The 15765-nt window shown below is 73.0% G+C and carries 13 protein-coding genes; 7 read left to right on the plus strand and 6 right to left on the minus strand.

Annotation, left to right across the window (positions count from 1 at the left end):
- Window positions 1–12 precede the first annotated feature (12 nt).
- Window positions 13–1038: a helix-turn-helix domain-containing protein gene (locus tag EV684_RS09610; RefSeq protein ID WP_243651129.1), complete on the minus strand. Its 1026-nt coding sequence runs from the start codon at window positions 1036–1038 to the stop codon at window positions 13–15.
- Window positions 1039–1096: 58 nt separating this feature from the next.
- Here EV684_RS09610 and EV684_RS09615 point away from each other — a divergent pair, with 58 nt between their 5' ends.
- From EV684_RS09615 to EV684_RS09625, 3 genes are read left to right on the plus strand one after another with little or no spacing between them, the layout of a single operon-like run.
- Window positions 1097–3109, plus strand: coding sequence for a TonB-dependent receptor (locus tag EV684_RS09615; protein ID WP_243651131.1), 2013 nt, complete (start codon window positions 1097–1099; stop codon window positions 3107–3109).
- A gap of 14 nt (window positions 3110–3123) precedes the next feature.
- Complete coding sequence (locus EV684_RS09620; protein WP_132646590.1) at window positions 3124–4182, plus strand: methyltransferase; 1059 nt, start codon at window positions 3124–3126, stop codon at window positions 4180–4182.
- Entirely contained in the window at window positions 4175–5470 is a 1296-nt protein-coding gene (locus EV684_RS09625; protein WP_132646592.1) for an MFS transporter, read from the plus strand. Before EV684_RS09620 ends, EV684_RS09625 begins: the two co-directional genes overlap by 8 nt.
- Before the next feature lie 57 nt (window positions 5471–5527).
- Here EV684_RS09625 and EV684_RS09630 read toward each other — a convergent pair whose 3' ends face one another.
- Together EV684_RS09630 and EV684_RS09635 are read right to left on the minus strand one after the other, a co-directional pair.
- Entirely contained in the window at window positions 5528–5866 is a 339-nt protein-coding gene (locus EV684_RS09630; RefSeq protein WP_132646594.1) for a TolC family protein, read from the minus strand.
- 30 nt (window positions 5867–5896) lie between these two features.
- Window positions 5897–7696 carry an AI-2E family transporter gene (locus EV684_RS09635; protein WP_132646596.1) on the minus strand — a complete coding sequence of 600 codons (1800 nt, stop codon included), beginning with the start codon at window positions 7694–7696 and terminating at the stop codon, window positions 5897–5899.
- 163 nt (window positions 7697–7859) lie between these two features.
- Here EV684_RS09635 and EV684_RS09640 point away from each other — a divergent pair, with 163 nt between their 5' ends.
- Both EV684_RS09640 and EV684_RS09645 read left to right on the plus strand, forming a co-directional pair.
- On the plus strand, window positions 7860–9539 hold the full coding sequence (locus EV684_RS09640) for an aspartyl protease family protein (protein WP_165908449.1): 1680 nt from the start codon (window positions 7860–7862) through the stop codon (window positions 9537–9539).
- Between the two features lie 40 nt (window positions 9540–9579).
- Window positions 9580–9987 carry an MAPEG family protein gene (locus EV684_RS09645; protein WP_014429276.1) on the plus strand — a complete coding sequence of 136 codons (408 nt, stop codon included), beginning with the start codon at window positions 9580–9582 and terminating at the stop codon, window positions 9985–9987.
- 38 nt (window positions 9988–10025) lie between these two features.
- On the opposite strand, the gene EV684_RS09650 is transcribed toward EV684_RS09645, so the two are convergent.
- Together EV684_RS09650 and EV684_RS09655 are read right to left on the minus strand one after the other, a co-directional pair.
- A complete protein-coding gene (locus EV684_RS09650) occupies window positions 10026–10811 on the minus strand; it encodes a YggS family pyridoxal phosphate-dependent enzyme (protein WP_132646600.1) in 786 nt (261 codons plus the stop codon).
- On the minus strand, window positions 10811–12046 hold the full coding sequence (locus EV684_RS09655; protein WP_132646602.1) for a benzoate/H(+) symporter BenE family transporter: 1236 nt from the start codon (window positions 12044–12046) through the stop codon (window positions 10811–10813). The genes EV684_RS09650 and EV684_RS09655 overlap by 1 nt, the downstream gene beginning before the upstream one ends.
- 103 nt (window positions 12047–12149) lie before the next feature.
- Here EV684_RS09655 and pdxR point away from each other — a divergent pair, with 103 nt between their 5' ends.
- On the plus strand, window positions 12150–13679 hold the full coding sequence (pdxR, locus tag EV684_RS09660) for a MocR-like pyridoxine biosynthesis transcription factor PdxR (RefSeq protein ID WP_132646604.1): 1530 nt from the start codon (window positions 12150–12152) through the stop codon (window positions 13677–13679).
- A 137-nt stretch (window positions 13680–13816) separates the two neighbouring features.
- On the plus strand, window positions 13817–15382 hold the full coding sequence (locus EV684_RS09665; protein ID WP_132646606.1) for a methyl-accepting chemotaxis protein: 1566 nt from the start codon (window positions 13817–13819) through the stop codon (window positions 15380–15382).
- A 10-nt stretch (window positions 15383–15392) separates the two neighbouring features.
- Here EV684_RS09665 and EV684_RS09670 read toward each other — a convergent pair whose 3' ends face one another.
- Window positions 15393–15764: a hypothetical protein gene (locus tag EV684_RS09670; RefSeq protein WP_132646608.1), complete on the minus strand. Its 372-nt coding sequence runs from the start codon at window positions 15762–15764 to the stop codon at window positions 15393–15395.
- Window position 15765: the final 1 nt, after the last annotated feature.

The raw sequence follows: 15765 nt of genomic DNA on the forward strand, positions 1-15765 counted from the left end.
GGGCCGCCGACCTCAGCGCCGCCGCGCGGCTTTTGTCAGCCAGTCCCGCGGCGTGCAGCCGACGTGGCGCGTGAACGCGGTGCTGAAGTTGCCGGGATGGGCATAGCCCACCTGCCAGCCAGCCTGGGCCACCTGGCAGCCGGCGTCGAGCAGCGCCTTGGCCCGCTCCATGCGCAGCTGCAGCAGCATCTGTCCGGGCGGAACACCGAAGGCCTCGCGGAAACCGGCCTTGAAGCGAGTCTCGCTCATGCCGACTTCGGCGGCGAGGCCGGCAATCGTCAGCGGTCGGTCCAGCCGCGCGTGCATCAGGTCGCGGGCTCTGGCCAAACGGTCGTGCTCGTGGCGACGCGACGGCCCTGACGCGGCGGGCAACGACAGGCCCAGCACGCGCACCTGCTCGGCCAGCAGGCTGAGCGCATGAATCCGGCGGTCCAGGGCCGCCAACCCGCGCGCCCCGGCGCCGCGCAGCAGGGCCTGCGCGTGGGCGATGCCGCCGGGCGACGAGCGCGCCGAGCTCAGTGCACGCACGCCACGCGCCGGCATCAGGCGACGGCAGACCTCCGGCCCCAGCCACCTGGCGACCGCGTCCTCGTCCACCAGCAGGCGCAACTGCACCACGCGCTCACCGGCTGCATAACAGCGCTCGCCGGCGCTGCAGACGAAAGCCGCGGCGGTGACGTAGCCCGCCGCGAAGCCGAGGTGCTCACCGCGTGCGCCACGGAAAGCCGATCGCCCCTCGAGGCCGACGGTCAGCACCAGCGTGCCGCGGCCCGGCGGGTTGGTGCTCGCCTCGCGCACTTCATCGCGCGGCAGCACGCTCGAGCGCACCACCGTCAGCCCGGGTTCGATGTCCAGCTTCTCCACCGTGCTGCCCGGCAGCGCCGGCAGGCGCTGCCAGCCGGCATCGGCCGGGGCCGCCAGAGCGGTATCCGGCGCAGCGTGCTCGCAATCGAGGGGCATGGGTATCGGGACGGAACGGTCCGCACGCAGACGAATGAGGCCGGCTCGCAGAAGAACTCTAATGATAGTCATTCTCATCTGAAGAGAGACTGGCGAGGTCCGAATCCCGGCTGCCGCACCGCAGGAAATCCACTCCGTGACCTCTCTCCGGCTCTGTCCCGATCTTCCCCGCGCGCTCGGCGCGCTGACCCTGGCCGGTCTGGGCCCGCTCGCCCAGGCGCAGGACCCCACCGCGCCGCCCTCCGTTCTGCCGGCCATCACCGTGACGGCCCACAAGCAGGCCCAGCGCATCGAGGCCGTGGCGGCCAGCGTGACGGTGCACGACGGCGAGCTGCTCGACGCCGACGGCGTCGATCGCCTGGAAACGCTGGAGCAGATCACGCCCGGCCTGTCCTTCCAGCCCTTCGGCCAGGCAGGCGTGCACTCGGCGGTGATGCGCGGAGTCTCGGCCCAGTTCTTCTCGTTCTCCTCGTCGACGCTGCTGCTGGTCGATGGTGTTCCGACCCTGATGGCCCAGGGCTTCGAAGACGGTCTGCTCGGCGTCGAGCGGGTGGAGGTGCTGCGCGGCCCGCAGTCCACGCTGTACGGCCGCAACGCCGAGGCCGGGGTGATCAACATCCAGACCCGCCAGCCCGGCAACACGCCACGCAGCGCGGTGTCGGCAGGCCTGTCCAGCCGCTCGGGGCGTTCGTTGCGCATGGAACTGAGCCGCCCCCTGGTTCAGGACACGCTGTATGCGAGCTTCGCCGGCGACTGGAGCCGTCAGGACGGCTTCATCGACAACCTGGAGACCGGCCGGCGCGCCGACGACCGCCGTCGGGAACAGCAGAAGCTGGCGCTGCGCTGGACTCCCGACAGCCGGACCGACGCCACGCTGCGCTACGCCCGCCAGGCCTTCGACGACGGGGCCGCCCTCTGGGGCTCGCCTTCGGCCCGGCGCGCGACCGTGCGCTCGGGCACGCCAAGCTGGAACCGCTCTTCCGGCGACACGGCATCGCTGAACCTGGCCCGCGAGCTCGGCGGCAGCCTGAGCCTGCACTCGGTCACGGCCTACAACCTCTACCGCGACCGGGTCCAGCAGGACACCGACTTCGAGCCCGCCGACAGGCTGCACATCGCGCGCGACCACCGTTTCCGGAGCCTGTCGCAGGAACTTCGGATCGAGGACCGGGATGCGCGCGCGCCCTGGCTGCTGGGCCTCTACGCCGACCGCGACAACCACGACCTGCTCAACGTCCAGCAGATGGCCGCGACGAGCCTGCGCTCGCCAGCCACTCTGCAGGGACACGGCATGGCGCTGTTCGCCAACGGCAGCCTGCCGCTGACCGCACGCTGGACGCTGCAGGCCGGTGCGCGCGTCGAGCGCCACGCGATCGAGTTCCAGCCACGAGGCCAGGACCGGCAGTCGACGCGCAGCACCCCGGTCTCGCCGCGGCTCGCGCTGCAGTACCAGCCCGGCGCGGCGACCGCGCTGCATGCGAGCCTGAGCCGCGGCGTGCGCGCCGGGGGGTTCAACGTGTTCGTTCCTGCCGCCGGCTACGCCGCCTATGCGCCCGAGAAGCTGCAATCGCTGGAACTGGGCGTCAAAGGCACGTTGGCCAACCAGCGGCTGCGCTATTCGGCGTCGCTGTACCGCATGCGCATGGACGACATGCAAGTTCAGCAGATGCCCCAGCCGGGCCTGGTCTACATCACCAACGCCGCCCGCGGCCACGCCACCGGCGCGGAGCTGGAGCTGGACTGGCTGCTCGGCGAGGGCTGGCAGTTGCAGTCCGGGATGGCGCTCAACCGCACGCGCCTGGACCGCTTCCGCGACGGCAGCGCGGTCTACGACGGCCACCGCAACCCCTTCGCCCCGGACGCGTCGGGCCACCTCGTCCTGCGTCACGACGCGGCGGCCGGCTGGCACGTCCAGGCCCAGCTGTACGCGACCGGCAAGGTCCACCTCGACGCCGCGAACCGCTACAGCCGCCCCGGCTACGGGCTGCTGAACCTGCAGGCCGGGCAGCGCCTGGGGCGCTTCGAGATCGGCGCCTACGTGCGCAACGCCGCCGACAGGCGCTACGACGCCGTCGGCTACCAGAACGGCAACGTCACCGTCTACAGCCCACCCCGCGAGTTCGGCCTGCGCCTGGACTGGCGAATCTGAGGACCCCCCTGAACATGAACAGCTCGTCTCTTCACCCCCTTCACGCCTGCTGGGACCTGGCAGCCAGCGCCGTGCGCGCCGAAGCCCTGGACACGGCGCTCGACCTCGGCTTGTTCGAGGAGCTGCTGCAGCCCTCGACGGCCGCGCAGCTGGCGGCTCGGCGCGGCCTGCATGCCGCCAACACCGCCCATCTGCTGGAGCTGCTCTGGAGCATCGGGCTGCTGCAGCGGCAACCCGGAGAACCGGCCCGCTACGAACTCGCGCCGGTGGCCCGGGAACACCTTGCACGTCCGTCGCCGCGCTTCTGCGGCGACGCCTGGCGCTACCGGCTGGCCTCGCTGCGCTGCCTGTCGGGCCGACTGCGCCAGCACGTCGAGAAGGGCCCTCGCCTGACCGACAGCCCGTTCCAGTCAGCCACCGGCGCCGGCTGGGCCAGCGCGGCACGCGCCCAGATCGGGCAGGAGCAGCGCGCGGTCAGCGCGGCTGCGGCTCTGGCGATCCTGGAGCGTCTGCCCCAGGCGGCGCAGGCACGCCGGCTGCTGGACCTGGGCGGGGGGCCGGGCTGGATCGCGATCGCGCTGGCGCAGCGCTTCGCGCAACTCGAAGGCGTGGTGTTCGACTGGCCCGAGACCGCTGCCGTGGCACACGAGAACATCGAGGTCGCCGGCCTCGGCGGGCGCCTGCAGGCGCAGGGCGGCGACATCGCCGCCGACCCGCTGCCGACCGGCTTCGACCTCGTGTGGTGCTCGTCGGTGCTGCACTTCGTGCCCGAGGTCGCGGCCACGCTGGACAAGCTGATGGCGGCCATGGTGCCGGGCGGCTGGCTGGTGTGCGTGCACGCGGAACTGTCGGCCGAGGCCGAAGACGCCGCGTGCGTCATGCCCTTCTACCTGCCGATGCGCCTGGCCGGGCGCCACGTGCTGGCGCAAGGCGGCACGGCTGCCGCGCTGGCCGCCGCCGGCTTCTCCGACATCGAACAGACCACCTCGGGCCTGTTCCCGATGGCGCCGGTGCAGGTCGTGGTCGCGCGCAAGCCGGCGGCGCCCGCACAGGCCCAGGCCTGCCATGTCTGAGCGGGTGCGCCTGCTCGGCCTGCAGGCGTTGTTCGGCTGGCTGAACCTGGCGCTGACGGCACCCAGCGTCTACCTGTGGCTGGGCCTGCCGCTGCTGATGCGCCAGCACGGATGGTCGGGCGTGGAGATCGGCCTGTTCCAGCTCGCCGGGCTGCCCACGGTCTGCAAGTTCCTGCTCGCACGGCCGCTGGAGCACGGCCGGCAGCCCTCGCTGCGCTACCGGCAATGGGCCTTGGCGCTGTGCCTGCTGCTGGCGGGAAACCTGCTGCTGCTGGGCTGGAGCGATCTGCTCGGCAGCCCGTGGAGGCTGTTTGCGCTGGCCTTCAGCGCCGCGTGGCTGGCCACCTGGGCGGACGTGCCGGTCAACGCGCTGGCCATCCGCTGCCTGCCGGCGGACCAGCGCCTGCGCGCCGGCAGCCTGCGCTCGGCGGCGCTGTCGCTGGGCGCCATCGTCGGCGGCGGCCTGATGCTGATGCTCCAGCTTCGCTGGGGCTGGCGGGCCCCGTTCCTGGTGCTGGCCGGCATGCTGCTGGCGGGCGCCGTGCTGCTGCTGCCGCTGCGCTCCAGTGCCGCGAGCGAAACGGAGCGTCGCCGTGCGCCGGGTCCGGGACACAAAAGCCTGCGCCGGGACCTGCACGGCTTCATCGCACGACCGGGGGCGCTGACCTGGAGCGCGCTGCTGCTGCTTTACTTTCCGTTCGTGGGCACCGCCTGGTTCTACCTGAAGCCGCTGATGCTGGACCAGGGCTTCGAGCCCGGGCAGGTGGCAGGCCTGGCGGGCGTCGGCGGCGGCACCGTCGCCGCGGTATCCAGCCTAGCCGCCGCGGCCCTGGCGCGGCGCATCGGCCTGCGCCGCGCGGTGCCGGCGGGCGCCTGGCTGGGCTTCGCCGCGCTCGCCGCGCTGGCCCTCGCCACCTCGCGCCACAGCCCGGGCCCGCTCATCGTCGCCGCCGCAGCCGGCCTCGCTGCGGCGATGGGCTACATCGCCGCACTGGCCTTCGCGCTGACGATGCACTTCTCGCGGCAAGACCTCGCGGCCGCCGACTACGGCCTGCAGTCGAGCCTGTTCGCGCTCGGCCGGCTGGCGGTGCCCGTCCTGGGCGGCCTGCTGCTGGACCGCACCGGCCACGTCGGCCTGCTGCTCGTGCTGGCGGCACTGATGTTCGCCGTCGGCGTCCTGTGCAGCTGGCGCGCGAACGATCTCCCGCCCCGCCTGGACCGGGCGGCGCGGGGGCAGACGACGCCTCGCGGCCGGGTACCGGCACGCCCGACGCCGCGCCGAGCCTGAGCGGCGCGCGGGCGACACGGCTGGCCGGGGTCCAGCCAGCGCGGCGCGCCGCGGACCTCAGACCGGCTGCCAGCGCCCGGCGATGTTCTTCAGCAGCTGGTTCACCGCCGCGAGCTGGCGGTCGCGCAGCGCCAGCCAGCTGCTCTCGCTGGTGTAGGCGGCGGTCTGCGCCGTCACGACGGCGAGGTAGCTCGCCGTGCCGGCACGGTACTGGTCCTGCGTGATCTCCAGGTTGCGCCGCGCCGCCTGCAGCGCCCGCTGCTGCCACTCGGCTTGCTGGCGCAGCTGGTCGGCGAGCACGAGGTTGTCTTCCACCTCCTGCAGCGCCGTCAGCACCGTCTGGCGGTAGCTGGCGCTCGCCTGGTCGGCGCTGGCACGCGCCTGGGCGCTGGCCAGCCGCTGTGTTGCTGCCGGCCCCCGATCGCGTCAGGCCGGGCGCCGCTGCACCAGGCTCAGGGCCTCTTCGAACGAGTAGGCGGTGTGGTGGTGGCGCTCGGACGACAGCGGGTCGCGCGGCGGCTGCGCCGCCATCTGGGCCGGCAGCAGCGCGACGACACGCGCCTGCGGCAGCTGCGCCAGGCAGGCGTCGAGCGCACCGACGTCCTCGGCCGAGGCCTCGCCGCTGCAGACCACGAAGACCACGCCGACGGCGTCGGCGCGTGCGTCCGGCGGCACCTCGGCGAGCTCTTTGACGGTCGCGTGGCGGGCGTCTAAGCGCTCGCTGCGCAGCACGCGCACCAGCAGCTCGGCGCTGAGCTCGGAGCCGGGGTCGGGCAGGCTGACGCAGAGCATCAAGGAGCCCGGCGGCACGTCCAGCGGGCCCTGCCAGCGCCCTTCGACGCTCTCGCGTTCGCGGCGCAGGCGCAGGCCCAGGCCGCTGCCGTCGAGCACCGCGGCGCGGCGGCGTGCCGGCAGCGGCGAGCGTGTCAGCTCGGCCAGCACCTGCAGGATCACGCGCTGCGCCGCGGCCTGCTGCTGCGGGCTGATCTGCTGGCGTTCGAAATCCTGCCGCGCCAGCTCGAAGGCCGGCATCACGACCTTGTCGCAGTACGCGGCCAGCGGCTTGCGCTTCAGGAATGCACGGGCGTCGGCCAGGATCTCCACCGCGTCGCCGCTGATCGAGCGCTGGTAGAAGCGCTGCGACAGGTCCAGCGCCGGCGCGTCGCCCAGCAGCAGGTCGAGGAAGGCGAGCGACGGCACATGACGCCCGGCGACCACCAGGCACAGCGTCAGCGGCGTCGACAGCAGCAGACCGACGGGCCCCCACAGCGCGCCCCAGAAGATCGCCGCGACGACCACCGAGAACGGCGACAGGCCGGTCGTGTGCCCGTACAGCTGGGGCTCGACGACGTAGGCGGCGGCGAGTTCGACGGCGAGGAACACGGCCAGCGTCTGCAGCATCAGCTCCCAGCCCGGCACCATCGCCGCGGCCATCGCGCCGGCCAGCAGCGCCGCCGCCGGGAAGCCGACGTAGGGCACGAAGCGCAGCAGGCCGCCGAGCACCGCCCAGACCGCCGCGTGCGGCACGCCCAGCAGCGCCAGCAGCCCGCCGATCGCCAGGCCGACGCCGGCGTTCACCGCGAACTGCGAGATGAAGTAGCGCGACAGACGCTGGCCGGCGTCGTCGAGCGCGCTGGTGGCGGCACGCAGGTCGCGCCCGCCGACCAGCCGCACCAGCCGGTCGCGCAGCGCGCCCTGCTCGAGCAGCGCGAACACCAGCACCAGCACGACGACGCCGACGAAACCCAGCGGCCCCCAGACCGCGGCCACCAGCTGGCCGGCCAGCGAGACGCTGGCGCCGTCGTCGGCCGGCTGCGGCGCGGCAGGCTCCGCCGACGGCGCCGGCCCGAGATCGCCGACGATGCGGCCGGCGCGGCCCTGCACCTCCTGCAGCGGCCGCAGCATCGTCTCGCGCAGCGTGCCGATCTTCTGGCGCACGTTGTTCTCGTAGCGCGGCAGTTCCTGCGACAGATCGCCGAGCTGGCCGACGATGACGCTGCCGATGGCGCCCACCACCGCGCCGACGAGCAGCAGCGCGACGATCGCCGCCGGCGCCTGGCCCAGGCCCAGGCGGCGGATGCGGTGCACGATCGGCGCCATCACGAAGCCCAGCATCATCGCCAGCGCGATCGGCTCGAACACGTCGCGGCCCATGTAGAGCAGACCCAGCAGCGCGACGCCGACCAGGATCTTCAGGGCCAGGGGCTGCGGCGTCGGCGAAGTCATCGCGGGAATCGGAACGGCATGGCAGACGCGAGTATCCCAACACTCGCCGCACCCGGCGTGCGCCGCCACGATGGCGTAGGCTTGCGCCCCGCCCGGCGTCGGTGCGCGCCGGCGGAGTCCACGACCGATGCCACGCCTTCCGATCCCCCGGCGAATCGTCTCGATGCTGACGGCCTTGGCGGCCTGCACCGGGCTGCTGGCGGCCAGTGCTGCGGCGGCCGCGCCGCCGCAGCCCGTCGAGATCCCCACCGCCGGCCTGTCCTCGTCGCCGGCGCCGCTGGCCGGCTTCGTCTTCGCGCCCGAGGGCGCCGGCTCGCACCCGGCCGTCGTGATGATGCACGGCTGCGGCGGCGCCTACGGCCGCGACGGCACGCTCAACCCGCGCCACCGCATGTGGGGCGAGTTCCTCGCCGCGCACGGCTACCTGGCGCTGATGCTCGACAGCTTCGGCCCGCGCGGCGTGCGCGAGCTCTGCACCCAGCCGATGAAGGAGCGCACGCTGAAGGAACACGACCGCGCCGGCGACGCCGACGCCGCGCTGGCCTATCTGCGCACGCGGCCCGAGGTGGCGGCCGGACGCATCGCGCTGCTGGGCTGGTCGCACGGCGCCGGCAGCGTGCTGGCGACGATCACCGGCCAGCGCCCCGGCGCGCCGCGCTACGACGCCGCGATCGCCTTCTACCCCGGCTGCAGCGCCCGCGCCCGCCATCCCGAGGACTTCCACCCGGCGGTGCCGCTGCTGCTGCTGATCGGCGAGGCCGACGACTGGACCCCGGCCGAGGCCTGCCGCGTGCTGGCCGCCAGCGCCAATGCGCGTGGCGACTCGGTGCGCCTGGTCACCTACCCCGACACCTTCCACGACTTCGACAACCCGGCGCTGAAGGCGCCGCGGCACCGCGCCGACGTGCCCAACGGCGTGCATCCCGGCCAGGGCGTCACGGTCGCGCCCAACCCGGCGGCGCGTGAGGACGCCCAGCAGCAGGTGCTGCGTTTTCTGGCCGAGCGGCTGGGCAGCACGCCGACGCTGGCCGAGGTCGGCTTCGAGTTCCACCGCCACAGCGTCGTCGTCCAGGCGATGCTGGCCGGTTCCGGGCCTTACGAGGTGCTGCTGGACACCGGCGTCAACCCGTCGGGCATCGACGCCGCGACGGCCCGCGAGCTGGGCCTGCAGACCACCGGCCCGGCAGCCGAGGTGGCCGGCGGCGGCGCCGGCCGCAACCCGGCGCGCGAGACGCGCATCCCCAGCGTGGCCCTGGGCGCGCTGCAGGCCCGCGACGTGGACGCGCTGGCGCTGGACCTGTCCCAGGTGCGCGAGGCGCTGGGCCGCCCGATCCGCGCGGTGCTGGGCTACAGCCTGCTGGCCGGGCGCGTCGTGCAGTTCGAGTATGCGCAGCGGCGCATCCGCTTCCTGGCCGCGATGCCGCCCGCGCTGGACGCGGCGGCGCTGCCGTTTCGCGACGAGGACGAGATCCTGATCGACGGCGCGCTGGTCGACGGCCACCGGCTGGTCGCCAACCTGGACACCGGCTCCAACGCCAGCCTGCAGCTGACGCCGCGCGCCGCCGCGGCGCTGGGCCTGGACGGGCGCCTGGACGAACTGCCCGCGGCGAGCTCGGTCGGCATCAACGGCGCGGCCACGCACCGCCGCACCGAGGTGGGCGAGTTCCGCCTGGGCCCGGTGGCGGCGCGCCGGGTGCCAGCCGTGCTCTACGCGCCGGGCTCGGGCCACGACGACGAGCGCTGGGATCTGCGCATCGGCAACGCCTTCCTGCAGGACTACGTCGTCACGATCGACTACCCCCGGCGGCGCATCAGCCTGCAGCCGGCCGCCCCGGGCCGCTGAGATCCGGCGGCCCCGCGCCGCGTTTTCACGAGGAGACAAGATGCCATTCGCGGAGCTTCATCCGGTCGCGCTGGTCTGCACCGCGCTGCTCGGCCTGCTGCTGTTCGGGCTGGGCCTGGCGGTGTCGGGCGCCCGCGGCCGCAGCCGGCGGCTGATCGGCGTGGACGACGATCCCGACAGCCTGCTGAACCGGCTGGTGCGGGCGCACGGCAACACCGCGGAGTACGCACCCTTCCTCGGCCTGCTGTTCCTGCTGCTTGGCAGCCGCTCGCCTTCGGGCCTGGTGCTGGGGCTGATCGTCGCGGCCACCGCCGCGCGCCTGCTGCTGGCGCTGGGGCTGCTGACGGCCAGGACGCTGTCGCGGCCGTCGGCGCTGCGCTTCGTCGGCGCCGCCGGGACCTACGTCACCGGCGCCTGGCTGTCGCTGCTGCTGCTGACGGGCGCGTAGGCGGCGCGCGGCAAGGATCCGGCGCGCGGCTCCCGGCCTCAGGGCGCGGCACCGGGCCAGTAATGACGGTCCGGCAGCGCACGGGCGCCGAAGATCGCCTGGCCGACGCGCACGACGGTGGCGCCCTCCTCGACGGCGATCTCGAAGTCGCCGGACATGCCCATCGACAGCTCGTCGATCACGAGCCCTGACGGAGCGTCCTGCCGCAGGCGCTCGCGCAGCCCGTGCAGCAGACGAAAGCACTGGCGCACGCGTGCCGCGTCGCTGGAGAACAGCGCCAGCGTCATCAGTCCGCGCACGCGCAAGGCACTGAAAGCCGGCAGCGCCCGGACGAAGGCCGGCAGGTCCTCGGGCGCCAGCCCGTACTTGCTCGCTTCGCCCGAGGTGTTGACCTGCACGAAGACGTCCAGCGCCCGCCCTTCGAGCTGCAGGCGGCGGTCCAGCGCCGCGGCCAGCCGCAGGCTGTCCAGCGCCTGGAACTCGCTGGCGAAACGCGCCACCAGCCCGGCCTTGTTGGTCTGCAGATGGCCGATGAGCGACCAGCGCAGATCGGCCAGGTCCTGCATCGCCTGCCATTTGAGATGCGCTTCCTGGACCTTGTTCTCGCCCAGCTGGCGGCAGCCCGCGGCATGCGCCAGGCGCAGGCGGCTCTCGGGTTGGGTCTTGCTCACCGGCAGCAGGCGCACGCCGGCCGGATCGCGGCCGGCACGCCGGCAGGCGGCGGCGATGCGGGCCTGCACCTCGGCCAGGTTGCGGCCGATGTGCTCGACGCTCGTCGCCTCGGGATAGAGCCCGTGGCGGTCGTGGCCGGTGGGCGTGTCCATCAGACAGCCCGCCTGTCGGCCGGCAGCGCCACGGCGGCCGGCTGCCGCCGCGGCCAGCGGCCGTTGAGCAGCGCGTGCGCGGCCAGCCCGATCACCAGGCCCCAGAAAGCGCCGCCGACGCCCAGCAGCTGGATGTTGGCCGCCGCTGCCAGGAAGGTGATCAGCGAGGCCTCGCGGGTGCGCGGCTCGGCCATCGCCGCGGCCAGGCTGCCGGCGATCGTGCCCAGCAGCGCCAGTCCGGCCAGCGTCGTGATGAAGGTCGACGGGAAGGTCATGAAGACCGCCGCCAGCGTCACCCCGAAGACGCCGACGAGGATGTAGAAGACGCCGGCGGCGATGCCGGCGATCCAGCGTTTGGACGGGTCTTCGTGCGCCTCGCGGCCGGTGCAGATCGCCGCCGTGATCGCGGCGATGTTGAAGGCGTGCGAGCCGAACGGCGCCATCAGCAGCGAGCCGAAGCCGGTCAGCGCGACGATCGGGTTGGCGCTGCAGCGGAAACCGTCGTTGCGCAGCACCAGCATGCCGGGCATGTACTGGCCGGTCAGCGTGATCAGGAACAGCGGCAGCGCGACGCTCAGCAAGGCGTTGAGCGAGAACGCCGGCATCGTGAACACCGGCCGGGCCAGCGTCAGGCTCAGGCCGCCGAGGTCGACACGCTGCTGCAGCAGCAGGAAGGCCAGCCCCAGCACCAGGATGCCGACCACCGCATACCGCGCGGAGAAACGTTTGAAGCCGACGTAGGCCAGGATCAGCAGGCCGGCGAGCAGCGGGTCCAGGCTCATGCCGCCGAAAGCGCCGATGCCGAAAGGCAGCAGGATGCCGGCCAGCAGCCCGGCGGCCACGCCCGGCGGGATCAGCCGGATGACACGCTCGAACCAGCCCGACAGGCCCAGCAGCACGAAGGCCGCGGCCGAGACGAGGTAGGCGCCGACCGCCTCGGCGTACGGCGTGCTCGCCAGCGCCGTGACGAGGAAAGCCGCCGCCGGCGTCGACCAGGCGGTGATGACCGGCTCGCGCGACAGACAGCTGAGCACGATGCCGGTCACGCCGACGCCGATCGACACCGACCACACCCAGGACGCCGTCAGCTCCGGCCCCAGGCCCGCCACCCGGGCCGCCTGGAACACCAGGATGAAGGTGCCGCCGTAGTTGACGATCACCGAGATCAGCCCGGCGACGACGGGATGCGCGACATCGCGCCAGCGAAACGGCGAAGAGGACGGGACGGACGACATCGGGCGAAGGCTCCTGGCGGCGACATGCAGCGGCGGTGACGCCGTTTATAGTTTTGCAATGGCCGGATGAGCCCCGCCATTTTTCCAACAAGCACCAGACCAATTGTTCAAACACGCCCAGCTCGAGTCGGTGAAAGCCTGGATCGGCGACCCGGCGCAGCGCGCGCTGCCGCTGCATGCCCGGGTGCAGCGCGCGCTGCGCCAGCTGATCCTCGACGGCGTGCTCGACGTCGGCCGGCCGCTGCCGGCGTCGCGTGCGCTGGCGCGCTCGCTGGGCGTGTCGCGCGACACCGTCGAATCGGCCTACGCGCAGCTGCATGCCGAAGGTTTCATCGAGCGGCGGGTCGGCAGCGGCAGCTTCGTCTCCGAACGCGCCCGCCGCCTGCCGGGGCGCGGCCAGCCGCGGCCCGCGCCTGCGGCCCCGGCGCCGGCGCTGCGGCTGAGCCGGCGCGGCCAGGCGATGTTCGACGGCGGCGGCGTGCACGACTTCCCGGCGCCGCGCCCGTTCGCGCCCGGCGTGCCCGACACGCGCGGTTTCCCTCTGCCGACCTGGGAGCGGTTGGAGCGCCAGGTGCTGAAGGAACACGGCGCCCGGGCGCTGCTGCACAGCCCGCCGCAGGGCGTGGAGGCGCTGCGGCGCGCCATCGCCGACTACGTCAACCTCGAACGCGGCGCCCGCGCCAGCGCCGAGCGTGTGCTGGTGCTGACCAGCTCGCAGCAGGCCCTGGCCTTGTGCGCCCAGGTGCTGCTCGACGCCGGCGACCCGGTCTTCATCGAGGACCCGGCCTATCACGGCGCACGCAAGGCTTTCGACGCCGCGGGGCTGGCCTGCGTGCCGGTGCCGGTGGACGCCGACGGCCTGTGCGTCGAGCGGCTCGTCGCCGCGCCCTGCCCGCCCGGCGGCGCGGCGCCGGCCGTGTTCCTGACGCCGTCGCACCAGTTCCCCACCGGAGCCACGCTGGCGCTGGACCGGCGCCTGGCGGTCATCGAATGGGCGCGGCAGCGGCAAGGCTGGATCATCGAAGACGACTACGACAGCGAGTTCCACTACGCCGGCAAACCCACGGCCTGCGTGCAGGGCCTGGACGCGCACGAGCGCACGATCTACATCGGCACCTTCACCAAGTCGCTGTTCCCCGGCCTGCGCATCGCCTACATGGTGTTGCCGCCGCCACTGGTGGCGCCAATGACCGTGGCGCGCACGCTGATGGACGGCCACAGCGCGCCGATCCCGCAGCTGACGCTGGCGCGTTTCATCGAAGGCGGCCACTACGGCGCCCACGTGCGCACGATGCGTGCCGTCTACGCCGAACGGCGCGACGCGCTGGCGCGGCTGCTGCGCGAGCACCTGGCTGAGCTCGTCGAAGCGCGTGTGCCGGCCGGCGGCCTTCAGATGCCCTGCGTCTTCGTGCGCGACATCCCCGAACGCGACGCCGTGGCCGCGGCGCGCCGCGCCGGCATCGACGTTCTGGGGCTGACGGCGCTGCACGCGTCGGGCCGCCACGAGGCCGGTTTCCTGATGGGTTATGCGGCCCACGCCCCGCACGAGATGGAAGCGGCGGTGCGCACGCTGGCCGAGGTGTTGCGGCCGCTGTGCCAGCGCCCCGGTGCGGCGGGCGCGGCCGGTTCGTGAACTACGCCCGCCTGCCCCGCAAAAGCAGCTTGCCCATCGGGTTTGATACCGCGCCGATCGTGTGATACGCACGGCCGGCACCGTCAAGCGGGATCGCGCACGGCCGAAGAAAACGAGGCCATCCGGAGGAGTAATAGATGAGCGTTTTGAAGCGGTTCAGCATTTCCCAGCGGCTTTACGCGGTCTCGGGGGCCTTGATCCTCGCGTTGGCGAGCCTGGCGGTTTCCAGTTGGGTGCAGCTCGGGCAGGTCTCGGCCCTGGCCAAGGACGCGGGGGCGGTGAAGATGCTGCAGCTCGAGCGCATCGCCAGCACCGAGCTGGCCGTCACCCAGGTGATGGCGGCGATCCGCCACGCGCTGCTCGTGACCTCGCCGGCCGAGGTCGAGGCCGCAGCCAAGGAGATCGCCTCGCGCCGCGAGCAGATCACGCGCAACGACAACGCCTTCCTCGCCGACATCCCGACCGAAGAAGGCAAGCAGGCCTTCAAGCAGGTCTGGCTGGCGATGCAGGACCGCACCTGGCCCGTTGCCGTGGAGAACATGAAGCTGGTGCAAGGCGGCCAGAAGGACGCCGCGTTCGAGATGCTGCTGAAGACGACCGTGCCGACCTTCGCCGGCATGCAGCAGTGGCTCAGCGAGGAACGTGGGCGCCAGAGCAAGCTGCTGTCCGACGAGGTCGCGGAGGTCGAGCACAAGGCCGACGCCACGCGGCTGCAGCTCGGCGTGCTGGTGGTGCTGATCACCGTCGGCCTGATGGTGTTCTCGTGGAGCATCGCGCGGCGCCTGAAGACGCGCGTGGCCGCGGCCCGCACCGTCGTCGAGCGTGTCAGCGCCGGTGACTTCACGGTGCCGGTGCGTGACGACGTGCGCGACGAGCTGTCGCCGCTGCTGCAGACCATGTCGCAGATGCAGGACTCGCTGGCCAAGGTGGTGCACTCGGTGCGCCAGAACGCGGACAGCGTGGCCACGGCGAGCGTGCAGATCGCTCAGGGCAACCAGGACCTGAGCCAGCGCACCGAGGAACAGGCCAGCGCGCTGCAGGAAACCGCGGCGACGATGGAGCAGCTGGGTGGCACGGTGCGCAACACCGAAGGCAACGCCAAGCAGGCCAACCAGCTGGCCCAGGGCGCTGCCGACCTGGCGGGCCGCGGCGGCGAGGTCGTCGGCGAGGTCGTCAGCACGATGCAGGGCATCAACGGCTCCAGCCGCAAGATCGGCGACATCATCGGTGTCATCGACGGCATCGCCTTCCAGACCAACATCCTGGCGCTCAACGCCGCCGTCGAGGCCGCGCGTGCCGGCGAACAGGGCCGCGGTTTCGCGGTGGTGGCCGGCGAGGTGCGCACGCTGGCCCAGCGCAGCGCCGAGGCGGCGCGCGAGATCAAGGCGCTGATCACCCGCAACGTCGAGCAGGTGGAGCAAGGCAGCGCGCTGGTGGACAAGGCGGGCCAGACGATGCAGGACATCGTCGCCTCGGTGCGCCGTGTCAGCGACATCGTCTCGGAGATCACCGCGGCCACCGTCGAGCAGAGCGGCGGCGTGCAGCAGGTCAGCAGCGCGGTCGGCCAGATGGATCAGGCGACGCAGCAGAACGCCGCGCTGGTCGAACAGAGCGCCGCCGCCGCGGAGAGCCTGAAGGTGAAGGCCCAGCAGCTCGTCGAGGTGGTCTCGGTGTTCAGGCTGTCGGCGACGGCCCACGGCTGAGCCGCCGGCTTCACATCGAGAACCGGACGGTCAGCGGCGCGGCCCCCGGCCGGTTCACCGTCGCGATGGCCTTCGCGCCCTTGCCGACGACGATGCCGGCGGCGTCCAGCCGGTTGCCGCCGGCCGGCTTCAGCGCGGCTTCGGTCTTGCGCGTGCCGTTGAGCACGACCAGCCGGCCGCCCATCGCCGACGCATCGGCCGGCTGGCCGTGGTCGACGACGTAGAGCGCCGCGCCGCCGGGCTGCGCCACCAGCTCGAACTGCAGGTCCGACACCACCTGGACGACACCGCCGTACATCGGCGTGGCGTCGCCGTGCGCCTGCGCGGGAACGGCAAGCGCCCACACGAACGTGGCGGCCAGGGTCAGGGCAGTCTTCTTCATC

It is taken from the genome of Rubrivivax gelatinosus (assembly GCF_004340905.1).
Taxonomy (GTDB): Bacteria; Pseudomonadota; Gammaproteobacteria; order Burkholderiales; family Burkholderiaceae_C; genus Rubrivivax; species Rubrivivax gelatinosus.